The 17284-nt window shown below is 62.7% G+C and carries 11 protein-coding genes; 7 read left to right on the top strand and 4 right to left on the bottom strand.

Annotation, left to right across the window (positions count from 1 at the left end; genetic code table 11):
- Positions 1 to 55: 55 nt before the first annotated feature.
- Positions 56 to 4633 (bottom strand): membrane-targeted effector domain-containing toxin, encoded by a 4578-nt coding sequence (locus LT40_RS17630; protein WP_043192397.1) that lies wholly within the window; start codon positions 4631 to 4633, stop codon positions 56 to 58.
- A gap of 226 nt (positions 4634 to 4859) precedes the next feature.
- Between LT40_RS17630 and LT40_RS17625 the strand changes: the two genes are divergently transcribed.
- From LT40_RS17625 to LT40_RS17610, 5 genes are all read left to right on the top strand, one after another.
- On the top strand, positions 4860 to 6602 hold the full coding sequence (locus tag LT40_RS17625) for a potassium/proton antiporter (RefSeq protein WP_043192396.1): 1743 nt from the start codon (positions 4860 to 4862) through the stop codon (positions 6600 to 6602).
- Positions 6603 to 6640: 38 nt separating this feature from the next.
- Positions 6641 to 10021, top strand: coding sequence for a mechanosensitive channel MscK (mscK, locus tag LT40_RS17620; RefSeq protein ID WP_043192395.1), 3381 nt, complete (start codon positions 6641 to 6643; stop codon positions 10019 to 10021).
- A 26-nt stretch (positions 10022 to 10047) separates the two neighbouring features.
- A complete protein-coding gene (selO, locus tag LT40_RS17615) occupies positions 10048 to 11493 on the top strand; it encodes a protein adenylyltransferase SelO (RefSeq protein WP_043192394.1) in 1446 nt (481 codons plus the stop codon).
- A gap of 196 nt (positions 11494 to 11689) precedes the next feature.
- Positions 11690 to 11953 carry a type II toxin-antitoxin system HicA family toxin gene (locus LT40_RS21420; protein WP_084139839.1) on the top strand — a complete coding sequence of 88 codons (264 nt, stop codon included), beginning with the start codon at positions 11690 to 11692 and terminating at the stop codon, positions 11951 to 11953.
- The gene (locus LT40_RS17610; protein ID WP_043192393.1) at positions 11950 to 12294 is read left to right on the top strand and encodes a type II toxin-antitoxin system HicB family antitoxin; all 345 of its coding nucleotides are present in this window, start codon (positions 11950 to 11952) and stop codon (positions 12292 to 12294) included. The genes LT40_RS21420 and LT40_RS17610 overlap by 4 nt, the downstream gene beginning before the upstream one ends.
- A gap of 1 nt (position 12295) precedes the next feature.
- Here LT40_RS17610 and LT40_RS17605 read toward each other — a convergent pair whose 3' ends face one another.
- Complete coding sequence (locus LT40_RS17605; protein WP_043192392.1) at positions 12296 to 13018, bottom strand: aspartate/glutamate racemase family protein; 723 nt, start codon at positions 13016 to 13018, stop codon at positions 12296 to 12298.
- A gap of 156 nt (positions 13019 to 13174) precedes the next feature.
- Between LT40_RS17605 and trxC the strand changes: the two genes are divergently transcribed.
- Positions 13175 to 13618, top strand: coding sequence for a thioredoxin TrxC (trxC, locus tag LT40_RS17600; protein ID WP_043192391.1), 444 nt, complete (start codon positions 13175 to 13177; stop codon positions 13616 to 13618).
- A gap of 223 nt (positions 13619 to 13841) precedes the next feature.
- Here trxC and LT40_RS17595 read toward each other — a convergent pair whose 3' ends face one another.
- Positions 13842 to 14612: a ParA family protein gene (locus LT40_RS17595; protein WP_043192390.1), complete on the bottom strand. Its 771-nt coding sequence runs from the start codon at positions 14610 to 14612 to the stop codon at positions 13842 to 13844.
- 204 nt (positions 14613 to 14816) lie between these two features.
- Here LT40_RS17595 and LT40_RS17590 point away from each other — a divergent pair, with 204 nt between their 5' ends.
- Positions 14817 to 16085: an MFS transporter gene (locus tag LT40_RS17590; protein ID WP_043192389.1), complete on the top strand. Its 1269-nt coding sequence runs from the start codon at positions 14817 to 14819 to the stop codon at positions 16083 to 16085.
- 108 nt (positions 16086 to 16193) lie between these two features.
- Here the strand turns inward: LT40_RS17590 and hemE are convergent, their stop codons facing one another.
- The gene (gene hemE / locus LT40_RS17585; protein ID WP_043192388.1) at positions 16194 to 17258 is read right to left on the bottom strand and encodes a uroporphyrinogen decarboxylase; all 1065 of its coding nucleotides are present in this window, start codon (positions 17256 to 17258) and stop codon (positions 16194 to 16196) included.
- Positions 17259 to 17284: the final 26 nt, after the last annotated feature.

Raw genomic sequence — 17284 nt, 5'->3', positions numbered from 1 at the left:
GGCTGCCTGACAACCCACGCACTCCGCGTTGCAGCGTGGGTGTCAGGCAAGAGCCTCAGGGCACGTGGGTCATGCCCTGGGCGCTCAAGCCGCCGAGCAGCGCGTCCATGTCGGCAAAGGGCTTGTCATGCACCGCAGCCCAGCTGGGCCGGCTGACCGAATAACCACCCCCGGCGTCTTTGCTGATGGGTGTCCGGTAAGTCTGCCCATCGCGGCTCAAATGGACTACGGCCAGCCCTTGCGCCGAGCTGTCGATATAGAAGGTGCCCGGCGCCGACAACCGCGCCGGACTTGGCTGCGCGCTTCGCGCCGTCAGTGAAGTGCTCCCGGCCACCGTCACATGGGGCGCCTCGACGGTCAGATAGAAATCGGCCTGTGTCCAATGCAACGGACCACCGAGCCCGCTCTGCAACCCCTCCCCCACATCCAGCTGGATCGCAGCCTGCCCCTTGGGCACATCCGCTACGCGTAAACCTATCGCCCGGTTGATTTCTGCCAGCCCCGGTACCCGTTTGAAGGTATTGGCGTGCGAGTTGCCCACCAGGGCCACCCACTTGTGCGCGCCATTGGCAGCCTGATGCTCTTGAATGACCTTGCTCGCGTAATAGCTGAACATGCGTTGGCGGTGTGCAATGCCGGTATAGAACATGTTGGAAATCCGATAGCTGGCGGCGCAGTCGATGGCCACCACGTCAATGCCCATCTTGCTGGCCTGCTCCACGACATTGAGGAAGGTGTAGGGCTGGCCGACAGGCACGCCGTTGCCCGTGTCCTGAGTCTGCAGCTCCTTCTTCAGCCCGGCGGGTAGCTTGCGCTGCTTGTTCAACGTCGCCAGGTCGACGCCATCCATGTCGCTGAGCAGATGCTCGAAATACAGGGTCTTCACGCCCTGCTCCTTGAGGGTCTGCAAATTGTCGATGATCACTCGCTTGCCGCTGATCATGCCGTGGCTTTCGCCTACCACCATACCTTGGGCCTTGGCGTAGACCGCCTCGATGAAGGCTCGCTGGGACATGTTCGGTGCCAAGCCTGGCAGCTCGACTCGGGCAGGCAGGGTCAATTCCTTGAGGTACTGGTCGGCATCGGCCAGCAGAAGGTCGCGCAGCTTGAAGAACCGCTGCTTGGCCAGATGACCTGGAGTAGGCGTCGTCATCTCGCTGAACGACACCATGTGCGGGTCCAGCAGGCGACGGTTGCGGTGGGCTGCGTCCATCACCGGTTTGAGCAGTGCCCGGTCCGCCTCGGCAATCTCGTAGCGGCTGGTCTTCGCCTCGGCGGGGGTGGTGGGTGCTGCAGCAGCAGCGGGCTTGCCGCCGCCCTTGCCCGGCAGATCGGCATGCCCGACGAAGCGCCCGTTGGCCGCACGTCGCACGGGCTGCTCGTAGCCGCTGCGCGCAGTCTTGCGCAGACGCAGGGTCAACTCGCCGGGGCGGCGGAACACTTCATAGGCCTTGCCGTCCTGCCAGATATACAGCTTGCCGTCCTTTTTCCAGGTGCCCAGGTTGCGCCCGTTCTGAGCCTTGGCCGCTACCAGCGAGATGTCCACTTCGTGACCCTTGAAGCCGTTCAGCACATGGCGCTTGTGGCCCACGTCGATCGGCGGCATCGCCGTGGCCAGGCGCTGACGCTTGCGCACGCTGTCGCGCGCCGCGCGCAGGCCGGCAGCACCGGGAATGAACGAGAGCAGGGCAAAACCGAAATTCAGTTCTGCCGACGCCATGCGCCGCAGCCCCAGTGCCGTATGGCCCTGGGAAAAGGCATTGGCCGCCGCTTGCGCATCGTTCCAGCCGTCGTGCAGCTGAATGGCGGTGCCGATGCCGGGCTGGTAACTGAGCCCCGAGATCAAGAGTTGCCGGGCGCCGCCGAGCAGTTGCTGCTTGAACGCCTGTCGTACGTCGTCGCGGCTGCGCGATGCTGCGGCCGCTTCAGCCAGCAACAGGTGCTTGCGGGTTTCCAATAGGCAGGCTGCCACGGGGTACACGCGATGACTGACCGCCCGGTAGGCAATAAACCCCATGTAATTGCGCAGCAGTGCAGTGTCGAGATACGCCACGCGCTCAGGGCTGGCCTCATGCAGGCCACCCTGGCCTGCCAGCCATGTCAGCACCGCGGGCTTGAGCAGACGCCGCAGCAACTGGTCGCTGGCCGCTGCCGGCGTGGCGGCCTGAATGAATTCGCCACCCTGCGGCACATCGGGCAGGTACAACACCACCTGCTGCGCCACCGGGTCGTGGATCAGCACCAAGGATGTGTACAGATCCCGCTCCTGGCCGCCCAGGCTCAGGGTGACCGTGCAGACCGCAAGGTTTTGCTGCGCCAGAGCCGTAGGGGTGCGGGCCGCCACCGCGCGTTCCAGCAGCGCCACGCCTGCGGCATCCAGCTGGCCTTGTTGCTGTGCGCTCAACGCGTGCAACAACAGCTGGTGGCGGTAAGGCGCCAGCAGAATCTGGCTGCGCAGCCCGCCCAGGGGTTGGGCGTCATCGAGCAGGCCAAAGGTGGCTACGACTTTGTCGCGATACTGGCGGGCGATGTCCAGCTCGATCACCAGGGCACGCAAATAGCCAGCGTTCAACCCCGCCACGTTCAATGCCAGCCCGGTACGACCGTCGAACAGCTGGGCGAAGTCCAGCCGGGCGCTGACCTGGCGGTCGACGTTGAGCAGTGCCAACTCGACCAGGTGCAGTCGATGGGTGGCTCTGCTGGGCCTCTTGATCAACGAGGGCACGTTGGGCACGGCCTTGTGCTCGACCTCGTCGGGCATCTGAACGATCACTTGTTCAGGGTCCAGGTCCTGGCCAAGATCGGCTTTCAGGCGCTGTGCCAACAGTCCGTGGGCAAAGCTGAAGAGGTTGGCGGGCTCACCCCCCAGGTAGCGCTCCAGGTCAGTGGCGGCCTGGTTATAGGCGTGCAGACGCAGCCCATAGACCTTGTGCACGGCGTCGGGCGCCTTGGTCAGCCAACTGGGCAACGCGGCGAGTGTGGCCTGCACACGTCGCTGTTCGGCGATCCGGCCCACGGCCAGGTCGCGGATTTCGCTGCCCGGCAGGCGCAGCTGTCGAGCCTGGGCCAGGCGCGCACGGCTTGGCTCATCGTGCCGAGCTGACGCTGCGCGGTCGATGCAGTCCTGCACGCACTGGCTGATTGCGTCGCCCTCGACCTCGCGCATCAGTACCGGCACGTTGCCAATGCTGCGAAAGCGCTGCAAGGCCGCAAGGCCCATGCTGTCCAGCCGCGACCAGAGCAGGTCGTAGGCCGTGTCGGCCAGGGTAGCCTGCAGGCAAGTGCGCAATGCGTCGATGGACTCGAACGATTTCAGCCCACCCTCGCAGCCCATCAGGTAGAACAACAGCGCAGGCGTGGCGCTCTGCCCGGCGTCCTCGTTGCGCAGCACAAGAGCGCCGGGCAGGGTCCAGGCAAATTCGGCATCGCCCATGGCGACTTCCAGCACGGTGATCGAGCTGTCGCCGCGTTCGCGGGCCGAGGGATGGGTCACCACTTCGGTGACCAGGGCCAGGGCCTCGATGCTCAGCGTCTGCTCGTAGACCTGCAACTGCGCTTCCTGCAACAACCCTTTGGCCAGGCTGCTCACCAGCCGCTGGGTGCGGTCCAGGCCCGTGTCGTCCTTGGCGCTCCAATGGTCGGCGGGTAACACCTGGGGCGCGTTGATCAACTCATTGAGCAAGGCGTCGCCGCGCGCCTGTGCCGCCTGCAACTCGGCATGGGCCTGGCGGTAGCGTTTGAATTCGTCACTGTCCATGGGCTCGCCGAAGAACCGCGCAATGGCTGCTTCACAGGCCACCCCTTTCTCATGGCACAACGCGTCGCTCAGGCTCGCACCGAAACTGTGGAAGTGCAGCAACGGCTGCTGACGGCGGGCATCACGGCTGGATACGCTGGCCACGGCCTCGACATAGGCGTCCGGCAGGGCGCGGCAGAACCACTGGGTGCGCTCAGCAAAAGAGTTAACGCCCAGCGCGGCAATGGAGGCGTCGATGCTGACAGACCAGGGGTCGCCTGCGGCAGGTTCGAACAGCAGCATGACTCCGATCGTCGAGGACGCGGCCAACAGGGCCGGGGCATTCAGCCACGTCGCATAGGCGCTACCCGCCTCGCTGAGTAAGTATTCGATCAATGCCTGGGCGGCAAGCTCGCGAGAGTCGAATTCGAAAAGCTCGTGTTCGACACCGGGGATGACCAACAGGCAACCAGGGCTGGCCGGGTCGTCGAACGCCAGGGCGCCCGGCAGGCCAAGCCGGGTGCCATCGCTGCCATGCAGCACCAGTGTGCAGCAACGCACAGCCATCGTCCCGGGACTGCTGTCGTCCAGCCAACTCGCTACACGCGGGCTCAGCTGGGCGAAAAGGGTCAGCAGCGCGCTACGGTCTGACCAGACCTGGCGGCGCAGCTGCCGCGCGTGGTCGCGGCGCGACATCAAAGCGCCCGGTGCCAGGTCCTGCCAGTACTGTCCGACTTCTTCCGGTTTTTGCGCCAGTAACCCGTTCAGCGCAGCGTGAGCTTCTTGCGCCTGGGCCAGCAGCAGCCCTGCGGTATTGAGCAAGGCCGTGCGTTGTGGGCCATCGCCCGCTTGCAGTTCAAGCACCGAAGCGAGGTCGGGCGCGGTGTGCAGTGTCATGTGGATTCACCTTCAAATTAACGAAGGTCGCACCATAGGCAGGCACCCCGAAGCGCTCGCGCTACATAGATATCCACCTGTCACTGGACTGCCAGGGCTTTTGGGCCAATGGATGAATTAGCGATAAGCACTTTGACATACAACCATTTGCACAGGTTAGAATCCCTTGGCACGCGGCCTGCATGACGCCTCCGCGGCTTCCCCCGTTTTCATGGAGTACTGCCCTTTGAATGCCACCTTCATCAACAGCCTGTTCTTGATCGGCGCGTTGCTGGTGGGTGCGAGTATTCTGGTCAGTTCGCTCTCGTCGCGCCTGGGCATTCCCATTCTGGTGATCATCCTCGCCGTCGGCATGGCCGCCGGCGTGGACGGCGGCGGCATCATATTCAACAACTACCCCACGGCCTATCTGGTCGGCAACTTGGCGCTGGCAGTGATTCTGCTCGACGGCGGCTTGCGCACGCGGGTATCGAGTTTTCGCGTGGCGTTGTGGCCGGCGCTGTCGCTGGCCACGGTCGGGGTGCTGATTACCACCGCGCTGACCGGTGCAGTGGCGGCCTGGCTGTTCGACCTGAGCATGATCCAGGGGCTGTTGATCGGCGCCATCGTCGGTTCCACCGATGCGGCGGCGGTGTTCTCGCTGCTGGGCGGCAAGGGGCTGAACGAGCGGGTGACCGCGACCCTCGAGATCGAATCGGGCAGCAACGACCCCATGGCGGTGTTCCTCACCGTCACCCTGATCGACATGATCGCCAGCAACCAGACCGGCCTGCACTGGGGCCTGCTGGGCCACTTGCTGCGCGAGTTCGGCATCGGCGGCATCATCGGGCTGGGTGGCGGCTGGGTCATGCTGCAACTGGTCAACCGTATCAACCTGGCCACCGGTTTGTATCCGATCCTGGTGGTGGCGGGCGGCCTGTTGGTATTTGCCCTGACCAACGCCCTGCACGGCAGCGGCTTCCTCGCCGTCTACCTGTGCGGCCTGGTAATGGGCAACAAGCCGATTCGCAGCCGCCACGGCATTCTGCACATGCTCGACGGCATGGCGTGGCTGGCGCAGATCGGCATGTTCCTGGTGCTGGGGCTGCTGGTCACGCCCCACGACCTGCTGCCCATCGCCCTGCCCGCGCTGGCCTTGGCCCTGTGGATGATCCTGATTGCGCGGCCGCTGTCGGTGATGGTCGGGTTGCTGCCGTTCAAAGCGTTCAACGGCCGCGAAAAGGCGTTCATTTCCTGGGTCGGGCTGCGTGGCGCGGTGCCGATCATCCTGGCGGTGTTCCCCCTGATGGCCGGGCTGCCGGATGCACAATTGTTCTTCAACCTGGCCTTCTTCATCGTGCTGGTGTCGCTGCTGGTGCAGGGCACCAGCCTGCCGTGGGTGGCCAAGTTGCTCAAGGTCACCGTGCCGCCGGACCCGGCGCCGATCTCGCGCTCGGCCCTCGAGGTGCACATCACCAGCGAGTGGGAATTGTTCGTGTACCGCCTGGGCGCGGAAAAATGGTGCATCGGCGCGGCCCTGCGCGAGCTGAAGATGCCTGAAGGCACTCGCATTGCGGCACTGTTTCGCGGCCAGCAACTGCTCCACCCGTCGGGCAGTACCGTGCTGGAAGTGGACGATCTGCTGTGCGTGATCGGCCACGAGCACAACCTGCCGGCCCTGGGCAAACTGTTCAGCCAGGCACCCCAGCGCGGTCTGGACCTGCGCTTCTTCGGCGACTTCGTACTCGAGGGCGACGCGCAACTGGGCGCGGTCTCGGCGCTCTACGGCCTCAAGCTCGACGGTCTCGACCCGCAAATGCCGCTAAGCCGCTTCATCATCCAACGCGTAGGCGGCGCGCCGATCGTCGGCGACCACGTGGAGTGGAACGGCACGCTCTGGACGGTCGCGGTGATGGACGGGAACCGGATCATGAAAGTGGGCGTCAAATTCCCCGAAGGAAGTCGTCCAGGGCCTGGGCTCTTCCTCTAAACTGCCCTTCTCTCTTCTAGCTGTACGACTTTTTACCTATGCGCAAACTTCTTTCCGCAGCCCTGCTGGGGCTGTGCATGGCTGTCGCCGGCGCTCAGGCCGCCGACCCGCTGAACCGTGAAACGGTGCAAAACAACCTCGACAAGATCGCCGAACGCAAGCTGCCAGAAGCCGACCAGAAGGCCCTGCAGCAAGTGTTCGAGCAGACTCTGGGTCTGCTCGGCAACCAGACGGACAAAGAGCGCAAGCTGGCCGAACTCAAGCAGCAACTGGCCGATGCGCCCAAGCAGACCCTCGAGGCCCAGCGCGAGCTGAGCCGCCTCAAGGGCATGCCGATCATTCCGGTGACCCAGCGCTATGCCACCTTGAGCGTGCCGCAACTGGAGCAGATCTTCAGCGAGCGCACCACCGAACAAGGTGAGCTGCAAAAGGCGCTGTCCGATGCCAATAGCCTGATCATTACCGCGCAGACTCGCCCGGAGCGTGCGCAGACCGAAATCAGCGCCAGCCAGAACCGTATCCAGCAGATCAACGGCATCCTCAAGCTGGGCAAGAACGACGGCAAGGCGCTGACGCCCGACACGCGCAACCAGCTGACGGCCGAGCAGGCCTCGATCAACGCCTTGATCAACCTGCGCCGTCAGGAATTGGCCGGCAACAGTACCCTCCAGGACCTGGGCAACGCCCGGCACGACCTGGTGCTGGAAAAGACCACCCGCCTGGATCAGGAAATCCAGGACCTGCAGACGCTGATCAACCAGAAACGCCTGGCGCAATCCCAGGAAACGGTCACCAAGCAGTCGCTGGAAGCGCAGAAAGCCGGGGGCAGCAGTGTGCTGGCTACGGAAAGCGCGGCCAACGTCAAGCTGTCCGACTACCTGTTGCGCAGCACCGATCGCCTCAACGAGCTGACCCAGCAGAACCTCAAGACCCGTCAGCAGCTCGACAGCGTCACGCAGAGCGACCAGGCCCTGGACGAGCAGATCAGCGTGCTCAGGGGCAGCCTGCTGCTGTCCAAGATTCTCTACAAGCAGAAGCAGGCGTTGCCGCATTTGAAGGTCGACCGCGACCTGGCCGACGAGATCGCCGACATCCGCCTGTACCAGTTCGAAGTCAATCAACAGCGCGAGGCCATCAGCAACCCGGCAGCGTACGTGGACAACCTGCTGGCCAACCAGCCGCAGGACCAGAACACGCCGCAGCTGCGCAGGAGCGTGCTGGAACTGGCGGTCACCCGCAGCGACCTGCTGGAGCGCCTGAACCGCGAGCTGAGCGCACTGCTCAACGAATCGATCACCCTGCAGCTCAATCAGAAACAATTGCTCAGTACCGCACAGAGCCTGCGCGCCACGCTGGATGAACAGATGTTCTGGATCCCCAGCAACAAGCCGCTGGATGACGAGTGGTTCAAGGCCGTGCCGCGGCGCCTGGAAAACCAGGTCACGACCCTGCCCTGGGCCTCGAGCGTGAGCGAGCTGACCGACGGCCTGGCGCAGCGCCCCTTGCTGTTCCTGCCGCTGCTGCTGGTGATCGGCCTGTTGCAATGGAAGCGAAAGTTTCTCTACCAGAAGCTCAATGCGGTGCATCAGGACATCGGCCACTTCAAGCGCGACCGGCAATGGCACACCCCTGCCGCCATTCTGATCAACATCCTGCTGGCCATGCCCATGTCCCTGGGCCTGGCCCTGTGCGGCTATGCCTTGTTGATCGATGCGCGCGGGCAGAATGCCGGACTGGGCGCGGCCATGCTGCAGATCGCCCAGGCCTGGCTGGTGTTCTACACCGCGTATCGCATCCTTGCCCCCGGTGGCGTGGCCGAGCTGCATTTTCGCTGGGAGCGGGCGCAGGTGGCCTTTCTGCAAGGCTGGGTACGCCGCTTGGGCTTCGTCGTGCTGGCTCTGGTGTCGGTGGTGGCGGTGGCCGAGCTGCAACCCTCGGCGCTGGCCGACGACGTGCTGGGCATCGCCGTGGTGCTGGCCTGCTATGCCTTGATGGCCTGGCTGCTGGGGCGGTTGTTGATCAGCAGTCCGACCCACAAGAGCGCCTCATTGTTTCGCCGCACCATAGGCCTGTTGTTCACGGCGCTGCCCATCGCGCTGTTCGTGGCGGTTTGTTTTGGGTACTACTACACGGCGCTGAAGCTCTCCGACCGGTTGATCGACACCCTTTACCTGTTGATGATCTGGCTGGTCATCGAAGCGGCGTTCGTGCGCGGCCTGAGTGTGGCCGCCCGGCGCCTGGCCTACCAACGGGCGCTGGCCAAGCGGCAGACGGCGAAGGAAAGCGGCGAAGGCGAACTGGTGGTCGAAGAGCCGACCCTGGACATCGAGCAGATCAACCAGCAATCCTTGCGCCTAGTGCGCCTGGCCTTGCTGGCCGGCTTCATCGGTGCGCTGTATTGGGTCTGGAGCGATCTGATCAGCGTGTTCGCCTACCTGGACAACATCACCCTGTACGAGTACACCAGCGGCACCGGCGCGGCCATGAGCATGGTGCCGATCAGCCTCAGCGACTTCATCGGTGCGGCGATGATCATCGGCATCACCATCGTGCTGGCCGGCAACCTGCCGGGGCTGTTGGAGGTGCTGGTGCTGTCCAAGCTGAACCTGGCCCAGGGCAGCGCCTACGCCACCACCACGTTGTTGTCCTACGTGATCGCCGGTGTCGGTTTCGTGTCCACGCTGTCCACCCTGGGGGTGAGCTGGGACAAGCTGCAATGGCTGGTCGCGGCCTTGTCGCTGGGTATCGGTTTCGGCATGCAGGAGATTTTCGCCAACTTCATCTCCGGCATCATGATTTTGTTCGAGCGTCCGGTGCGCATCGGTGACACCATCACCATCGGCAACCTGTCGGGTACAGTGAGCAAGATCCGCATCCGTGCCACTACCATCACCGACTTCGACCGCAAGGACATCATCGTCCCCAACAAGACCTTCATCACCGGGCAATTGATCAACTGGTCGCTGACCGACACCATTACCCGAGTGACGCTGAAACTGGGTGTGGATTACGGCTCGGACCTCGACCTAGTGCGCGACCTGCTGCTCAAGGCAGCGCGTGACAATCCGCGGGTGCTCAAGGAACCCGAGCCGCTGGTGTATTTCCTCAATTTCGGCGAGAGCACCCTGGACCACGAGTTGCGCATGCACGTGCGTGACCTGGGTGACCGTAACCCGGTCCTGGATGAGATCAACCGGTTCATCAACAAGGAATTCAAGCGCCAGAACATCAATATTTCGTTCCGGCAGATGGAGATCTACCTGAAGAACACCACCGGCAAAGAGTACAAGCTGGTGCCGGCCGAAACGGGTGAAAGCACTGGCACCCTGCAACCGGCCGCAACGCCTGCACAGGCGGAGCCTCCCAGCACGCCCCGGGTTGTCGACGCACCCCAGCCGCCGCCCTCGAAACTTGACTGAGCGCACTACGCCCACGGAGAACGCACATGAAAGGCCTCGACGAACTGATCTTCGACAACCGCTTTGCCTGCCTGGGCGACGTCTTTTCCACGCATGTTCTGCCGGAGCCCATCGACAATCCACGGCTGGTGGTGGCCAGCGATGCAGCCATGAGCCTGCTGGACCTGGACCCCGCGTGCGCCCAGACCCCGCTGTTCGCCGAGCTGTTCAGCGGCCACAAACTGTGGAGCGACACCGAGCCGCGGGCGATGATCTATTCGGGTCATCAGTTCGGCGGCTACACCCCTCAGTTGGGCGACGGCCGCGGTGTACTGCTCGGCGAGGTGTACAACGACGTCGGCGAACACTGGGACCTGCACCTCAAGGGCGCCGGGCCCACGCCCTACTCGCGCAGCGGTGATGGCCGGGCAGTGCTGCGTTCCTCGATCCGCGAATTCCTGGCGTCCGAAGCCTTGCATGCCCTGGGTATTCCCAGCAGCCGCGCCCTGTGCGTGATCGCGTCGGACACTCCGGTGTGGCGGGAGAAACAGGAACGCGCGGCCATGCTTCTGCGCCTTGCGCCAAGCCACGTGCGTTTCGGTCATTTCGAATACTTCTACTACACCCGCCAGCCTGAACTGCAGAAACAGCTGGTCGACCACGTGTTGGCGGCGCACTTTCCGGGCTGTGCCACTCAGCCTGAACCCTATCTGGACATGTTTCGCGAAATCGTCGAACGCAACGCCGAGCTGATCGCGCAGTGGCAAGCCTACGGGTTCTGCCATGGGGTGATGAACACCGACAACATGTCGATTCTGGGCATCACCTTCGACTTCGGACCGTTCGCCTTCCTGGATGACTTCGACGCGAACTTCATCTGCAACCACTCCGACCATGAAGGCCGCTACAGCTTCAGCAACCAGGTGCCCGTGGCGCACTGGAATCTGAGCGCCCTGGCTCAGTCGTTGACGCCCTTGATCGAGGTGCCAGCGCTGCAGGAAGCATTGGGGTTGTTCCTGCCATTGTACGAGGCCGCCTATCTGGACATCATGCGGCGTCGGCTGGGCTTCACCTTGGCCGAAGAAGGCGACAAGGTGCTGCTCGAACGCCTGCTGGGCCTGATGCAGAACAGTGGCGTGGATTACAACCTGTTCTTCCGACGCCTGGGCGAAGCCGGCTCGCTGGCCGTACTGCGCGACGACTTCGTCGATATGCAGGGCTTCGATGCCTGGGCAGCGGATTACCAGGCGCGCATGGATCGCGATGTGGTAGACGGCCGTACCGAGCGCATGAACCAGGTCAATCCGTTGTACATCCTGCGCAATTACCTGGCGCAGAAAGCCATCGACGCCGCCGAAGACGGCGACTATTCAGAGGTGCGGCGACTGCACCAGGTGCTATCGAATCCGTTCGAGGCACAGCCGGGCATGGAGGGTTACGCCGAGCGGCCACCGGAGTGGGGCAAGCATCTGGAGATCAGTTGTTCGTCGTGATAGGTGTCTGACGGTCCCGCAGCCTCGTGTGAAGGTTGACACTCTGCATGATCGGCCTGCATCGGACGCCGCCTACATCGCTTTCAAGCCTGTCTGACTGACCTTTTAGTGCACCCGGCACATCATCGTAAGCCCCGAAGCCCATATCTGAAACGGTACTGATTTTTGGTACCGTTTTGGCCCGCGGAGCGTTACGATGAACCTTTCAAAGCTCAAACACATTGACGTGCTTGAGGCGATCTACGCTCGCCCAGTATCAGGAACCATCCGATGGTCACGCATCGAGAGATTGTTCGTCGAATTAGGGGCCAAGGTGCAAGAGCGAGAGGGCTCCTGCGTGGCGGTCGTGCTTTTCGGGGCCGTGCGGGTATTCCATCGTCCTCATCCGTCCCCAGAAACCGACAAGGCTGCAGTGGCAAGCATCCGCAACTGGTTGGCAACCAACGGAGTCAAACCATGAACAACATCATGATCATCAACGGCCATCGGGCCGTCATTCAGTACGACCCGGAGATCGGCACATTTCGCGGAGAGTTCATTAATCTGAATGGCGGCGCGGATTTCCATGCCGACAGCGTCAGCGCATTGAAGACTGCAGGCGCCGAGTCACTGCGGGTGTTTCTACAGGTGTGCGCTGAAGAAGGCATCGAACCTGTCAGATCCTACTCTGGGAAATTCCAGCTGCGGCTGCCTGAGGCGCTGCACGCCCAAGTTACCGAGACAGCGGCTGCGCTGGGTGTCAGTCTTAATCAGTTCGTGCAGCGCAGCCTCGAGCATGAGCTCAAGGCGGTGAAGCTGTAGATCATCTTTGTTTCTGGGCAGACTCATCGCTGCGATCTAACAACCAGCGCAGGCCGCTCTGCACATGGACCTGGCTGCTATCGATCAGCGGCAAGGGTGCCCCGACGCTCTGCAGCAGAAGGCCGATCTCGGTGCAACCTAGAATGGCTGCCTGCGCGCCCTGGCTGTGGAGACTTTCAAGGCAGGCCAGGTAGTACGCCTGCGATACCGAGGTGAATTGCCCTTGGCACAACTCAGAAAAAATGATCCGGTCGATCTCTACCATTTGCGGCTCTTCAGGCAGCATCACCTCGATGTCATAGTGCTCGGCCAGTCGCAGACGATAGAAGTCCTGTTGCATGGTGAAGCGTGTGCCGAGCAAGGCCACTCGCTGGAAACCGCCGGCTTGTAGGGCCTCACCTACCGCGTCGCCGATGTGCAGCAAGGGGATCTCGACCGCTTGTTCGATGGCATCGGCAACCTTGTGCATGGTGTTGGTCGCCAGCAATATGGCGCCCGCCCCCGCTTGCTCCAGTCCGCGTGCAGCCTTAGCCAAGTGAATGCCTGCGGCTTGCCAATCTCCAGCCTTCTGCAGCGAGGCAATGCTGGCGAAGTCGACCGAATGGAGCAACAGGGGAGCCGAGTGAAGTCCGCCTTTTGCGTCGCGATAGCCTTCGTTGAGCAGACGATAATAGGAAGCGGTCGATTCCCAACTCATGCCGCCGAGTATGCCGAGCAGTGCCATGGAGTGTTCCTCATTACAGGTCGGATTCGACTCTACTGGGCAGGGATCAAAGACTACAGGTACAGCCGGTGGGCAATCGGCAGGTACAGCGTCGGTTGATATCCAACTGGGCCGCCTCCACATACCTTTAGTGCATTCATCCAACCGGAGCCCGGCATGAGCGACTCACTGGTAATCCCCTGCCCGCATTGCAACGGGCTCAACCGCATTCCCGCTTTACGCCTTGCGGACCAGCCTAAATGTGGGCGGTGCAAGGCGGCGGTATTGTTGAATAAACCCTTCGAGTTGACTCAGGGCGACTACAGCAGCCAGATCAAGGGCGACTTGCCGCTGCTGGTGGACGTCTGGGCAGACTGGTGCGGGCCGTGCAAGTCCTTTGCACCGGTGTTCGAGCAGGCGGCAGTGCAGTTGGAGGGTCGATGCCGACTGGCCAAGCTGGACAGCCAGGCCAACCCGCAGTTGTCCACGCAATTGGGCATTCGTTCGATACCGAGTTTGATTCTGTTCAAGAATGGCCGGGAAGTCGCGCGGCAGAGCGGCGCGATGCCGTTGCCACAGCTGCTGGGCTGGTTGCGCGCTCAAGGCATTGCCAGTCTGTGACAGCCTGATAGACCGCATCGCGTCCGGACGCGGCTCGCGCCGCTGCTACAGGGGATCGCGGCGCCCTGTAGCCGCGGCGCAAGCCGCGTCAAACAGTCACCGCGTTCCCGTAGCAGCGGCGCAAGCCGCGTCAACAGGCGCCGCGTTCCCGTAGCAGCGGCGCAAGCCACGTCGGCGGGCAGCGCGGAGGGTCTGGTGGATCCTGCGGTTCGCCGTGTGGCAGTCAGGCGTGTTCGAGCAGGTCGTGCAATTCGACGAACTGCTGGGTCAGCTTGTGTCGCGGATCCAGGTGGATCAACGGGATATTCAGCTCGTGGGACTCGCGCATCTTCACCGAGCTGTTCAGGTACACCGGCAATACCGGCAAGCCTTCGGCAATGAGTTCGTCGAGCATCTGCTGAGGCAGGCTGGCGCGCGGTTGAAACTGGTTGACCACGATGCCCTCCACTTCCAGGCCTTCGTTGTGGTCTTCTTTCAACTCGGCGATCTCACTGAGCAGGCCATACAACGCATGCCGGGAAAAGCTGTCGCAATCGAAGGGAATCAATACCCGGTTCGCAGCGATCAAGGCCGAGACCGCGTAGAAATTCAACGCCGGCGGCGTGTCGATATAGATCCGGTCGTAGTCTTCGCTGAGCTCGTCCAGCAGTTTGCGCAGCTTGTTGATCTTGTGCTTGGCCTCGAGCTTGGGCTGCAGGTCGGCCAGTTCTGCGGAGGCCGTGACCACATGCAGGTTATCGTAGGGCGTCTGATGGATGTCCACCTTGCCTTTCTTGCTGGCTGGTCCGGACGAGAGAATCTGCTTGAAGAAATCCGCGATGCCCATCGGGATGTCGTTGCCGGTCAGCCCGGTGAGGTACTGGGTCGAATTGGCCTGTGCATCGAGGTCGATCAACAACGTGCGAAAACCCTCGTTGGCACTCACGGCCGCCAGGTTGCAGGCAATGCTGGATTTGCCTACGCCGCCCTTCTGATTGAACACCACGCGCCGCATCTATACCCCTCCATGACAGGCAAAGCCTCGAGTGTAGCGACCAGAATATTACAGTTACTAGCGCGCCGGGACGTTCATTCTCGGATTTTTCCTACAACGGTTTTCTACAATGAAAGCCTGGTAATGAAAGCCCAATGGGTTGGCATCGATCATTAGCCAGCTATATAGTTTTCCCACTCCTGCCGCCCCAACCCCGAGGTCACCGTGAAAACTGCTGTCGCGCCTTCCGCGCAAGCTGTCGATACCCCTCATCAAAGCACCGCTCAACTCGGCGAGCAGTACATCGAAAAGGGTACGCCGCAGTTTCTGCGAACGGTCCTCGCCTTGTTCAGCGGCGGATTTGCCACCTTCGCCTTGCTCTACTGTGTGCAACCGATGATGCCGATCCTGTCCCACGAGTTCGGCATCAACGCAGCCCAGAGCAGCCTGGTGCTGTCGGTGGCAACCGGGATGCTGGCCATCGGTCTGCTGATCACCGGGCCGATTTCCGACAGCGTGGGGCGCAAACCTGTGATGGTCGCCGCGCTGTTCTGCGCGGCGCTGTGCACCGTGGGCAGTGCGCTGATGCCGACCTGGGACGGCGTGCTGCTGTTGCGCGCGTTGACGGGATTGAGCCTGAGCGGCCTGGCCGCAGTGGCCATGACCTACCTGAGTGAGGAAATCCACCCCCAGCACATTGGCCTGGCGATGGGTTTGTACATTGGCGGCAACGCCATCGGCGGCATGAGCGGACGACTGATCACAGGCGTGCTGATCGACTTCGTCAGCTGGCACACCGCCCTGCTGGTGGTCGGCGGCCTGGCGCTGATCGCGGCGGCGGTGTTCGTCAAGATCCTGCCCGAATCGCGCAACTTTCGCCCACGTGTGATGAATCCTCGCGGATTGATCGATGGCTTCACCATGCACTTCAAGGACGCCGGGCTGCCGTGGCTTTTCCTTGAAGCGTTCCTGCTGATGGGCAGTTTCGTCACCCTGTTCAACTACATCGGCTATCGGCTGCTGGCCGAGCCTTACCACATGAGCCAGGCGCTGGTGGGGTTGCTGTCGGTGGTGTACCTGGCCGGCATCTACAGCTCGGCGCAGGTCGGTTCACTGGCCGACAAGCACGGGCGGCGCAAGGTGTTCTGGATGAGCATCGTGCTGATGTTCGCCGGTTTGCTGGTGACCTTGTTCAGCCCGGTGCCGGTGATCCTGCTGGGGATGCTCATGTTTACCTTCGGTTTTTTCGGGGCGCATTCAGTGGCCAGCAGCTGGATCGGGCGACGGGCGTTGACGGCCAAGGGGCAGGCGTCTTCATTGTATCTGTTCAGTTATTACGCAGGGTCGAGCGTGGCTGGGACAGCGGGGGGGATGGCCTGGCATTACGGCGGGTGGACGGGCGTAGGCGGGTTTATTGCGGGATTGTTGACGGTGGCGTTGGTCGTAGCGGCAAAGCTGGCGAAGTTGCAGCCGGTGGGAGTGTCGACGCGTTAGAGCGAGGCACCGCATGCACCGCCGACGCGGCTCGCGCCGCTGCTACAGGGGTTGGGGTGTTTCTGTAGCAGCGGTGCAAGCCGCGTCAGGATTCAACGCGGCAAGATGTCAGCCGTGATACTGCGCCGAAAACTCATGCACGGCGCGGATGAACGCACCGGCGTGCTCTGGGTCGACTTCCGGCGTGATGCCGTGGCCGAGGTTGAAGACGTGGCCATCGCCCTGGCCATAGCTGGCCAGGATCCGCGCCACTTCGGCGCGGATCGCTTCGGGTTTCGCGTACAACACGGTAGGGTCCATGTTGCCCTGCAGCGCCACCTTCTGGCCGACCCGACGGCGTGCCTCGCCGATGTCGCACGTCCAGTCCAGGCCCAGCGCGTCGGCGCCTGCATCGGCAATACTTTCCAGCCATAGGCCGCCGTTCTTGGTGAACAGGATCACCGGCACCTTGCGCCCTTCGTGCTCGCGGATCAAACCGCTGACGATCTTGCGCATGTAGGCCAGGGAAAATTCCTGGTACGCCGCCGCCGACAGGTTGCCGCCCCAGGTGTCGAAGATCTGCACGGCCTGGGCACCGGCCATGATCTGGCCATTAAGGTAGCTGGTGACCGACTGCGCCAGCTTGTCCAGCAGCAGGTGCATGGCCTGGGGCTGGTCGTAGAGCATGGCCTTGGTCTTGCGGAAGTCCTTGGACGAGCCGCCTTCGACCATGTAGGTGGCCAAGGTCCAGGGGCTGCCGGAGAAGCCGATCAGCGGCACCCGGCCATTGAGCTCGCGGCGGATGGTGCTGACCGCGTCCATGACGTAGCCCAGGTCTTTCTGAGCGTCGGGGATCGGCAGGGCTTCGATGTCGGCCAGGGTGCTGACGACCTTCCGGAAACGCGGGCCTTCGCCGGTTTCAAAGTACAGGCCCTGTCCCATGGCATCGGGGATGGTGAGGATGTCGGAGAACAGGATGGCGGCGTCGAGCGGGTAACGCTCCAGCGGCTGCATGGTGACTTCGCAGGCGAACGACGGGTTCTTGCACAGGCTCATGAAGTCGCCGGCCTTGGCCCGGCTGGCGCGGTACTCGGGCAGGTAGCGACCGGCCTGGCGCATCATCCACACGGGGGTGACGTCGACGGGTTGCTTGAGCAGGGCACGCAGGAAGCGGTCGTTCTTGAGGGCAGTCATGTCAACATCCGGCAGAAAAGTGGGGG

Origin of the sequence: Pseudomonas rhizosphaerae (assembly GCF_000761155.1) — a bacterium.
Lineage (GTDB): Bacteria > Pseudomonadota > Gammaproteobacteria > Pseudomonadales > Pseudomonadaceae > Aquipseudomonas > Aquipseudomonas rhizosphaerae.
Note: the sequence above shows the minus strand (reverse complement) of the source record. Positions and strands in the feature narration are given on the sequence as shown.

Coding starts and splice junctions, on each gene's coding strand:
- trxC (WP_043192391.1), top strand. CDS start 13,175: ATGAGCGACTCACTGGTAATCCCCTGCCCGCATTGCAACGGGCTCAAC.
- hemE (WP_043192388.1), bottom strand. CDS start 17,258: ATGACTGCCCTCAAGAACGACCGCTTCCTGCGTGCCCTGCTCAAGCAA.
- LT40_RS17595 (WP_043192390.1), bottom strand. CDS start 14,612: ATGCGGCGCGTGGTGTTCAATCAGAAGGGCGGCGTAGGCAAATCCAGC.
- LT40_RS17605 (WP_043192392.1), bottom strand. CDS start 13,018: ATGGCACTGCTCGGCATACTCGGCGGCATGAGTTGGGAATCGACCGCT.
- LT40_RS17610 (WP_043192393.1), top strand. CDS start 11,950: ATGAACAACATCATGATCATCAACGGCCATCGGGCCGTCATTCAGTAC.
- mscK (WP_043192395.1), top strand. CDS start 6,641: ATGCGCAAACTTCTTTCCGCAGCCCTGCTGGGGCTGTGCATGGCTGTC.
- LT40_RS17630 (WP_043192397.1), bottom strand. CDS start 4,633: ATGACACTGCACACCGCGCCCGACCTCGCTTCGGTGCTTGAACTGCAA.
- selO (WP_043192394.1), top strand. CDS start 10,048: ATGAAAGGCCTCGACGAACTGATCTTCGACAACCGCTTTGCCTGCCTG.
- LT40_RS21420 (WP_084139839.1), top strand. CDS start 11,690: ATGAACCTTTCAAAGCTCAAACACATTGACGTGCTTGAGGCGATCTAC.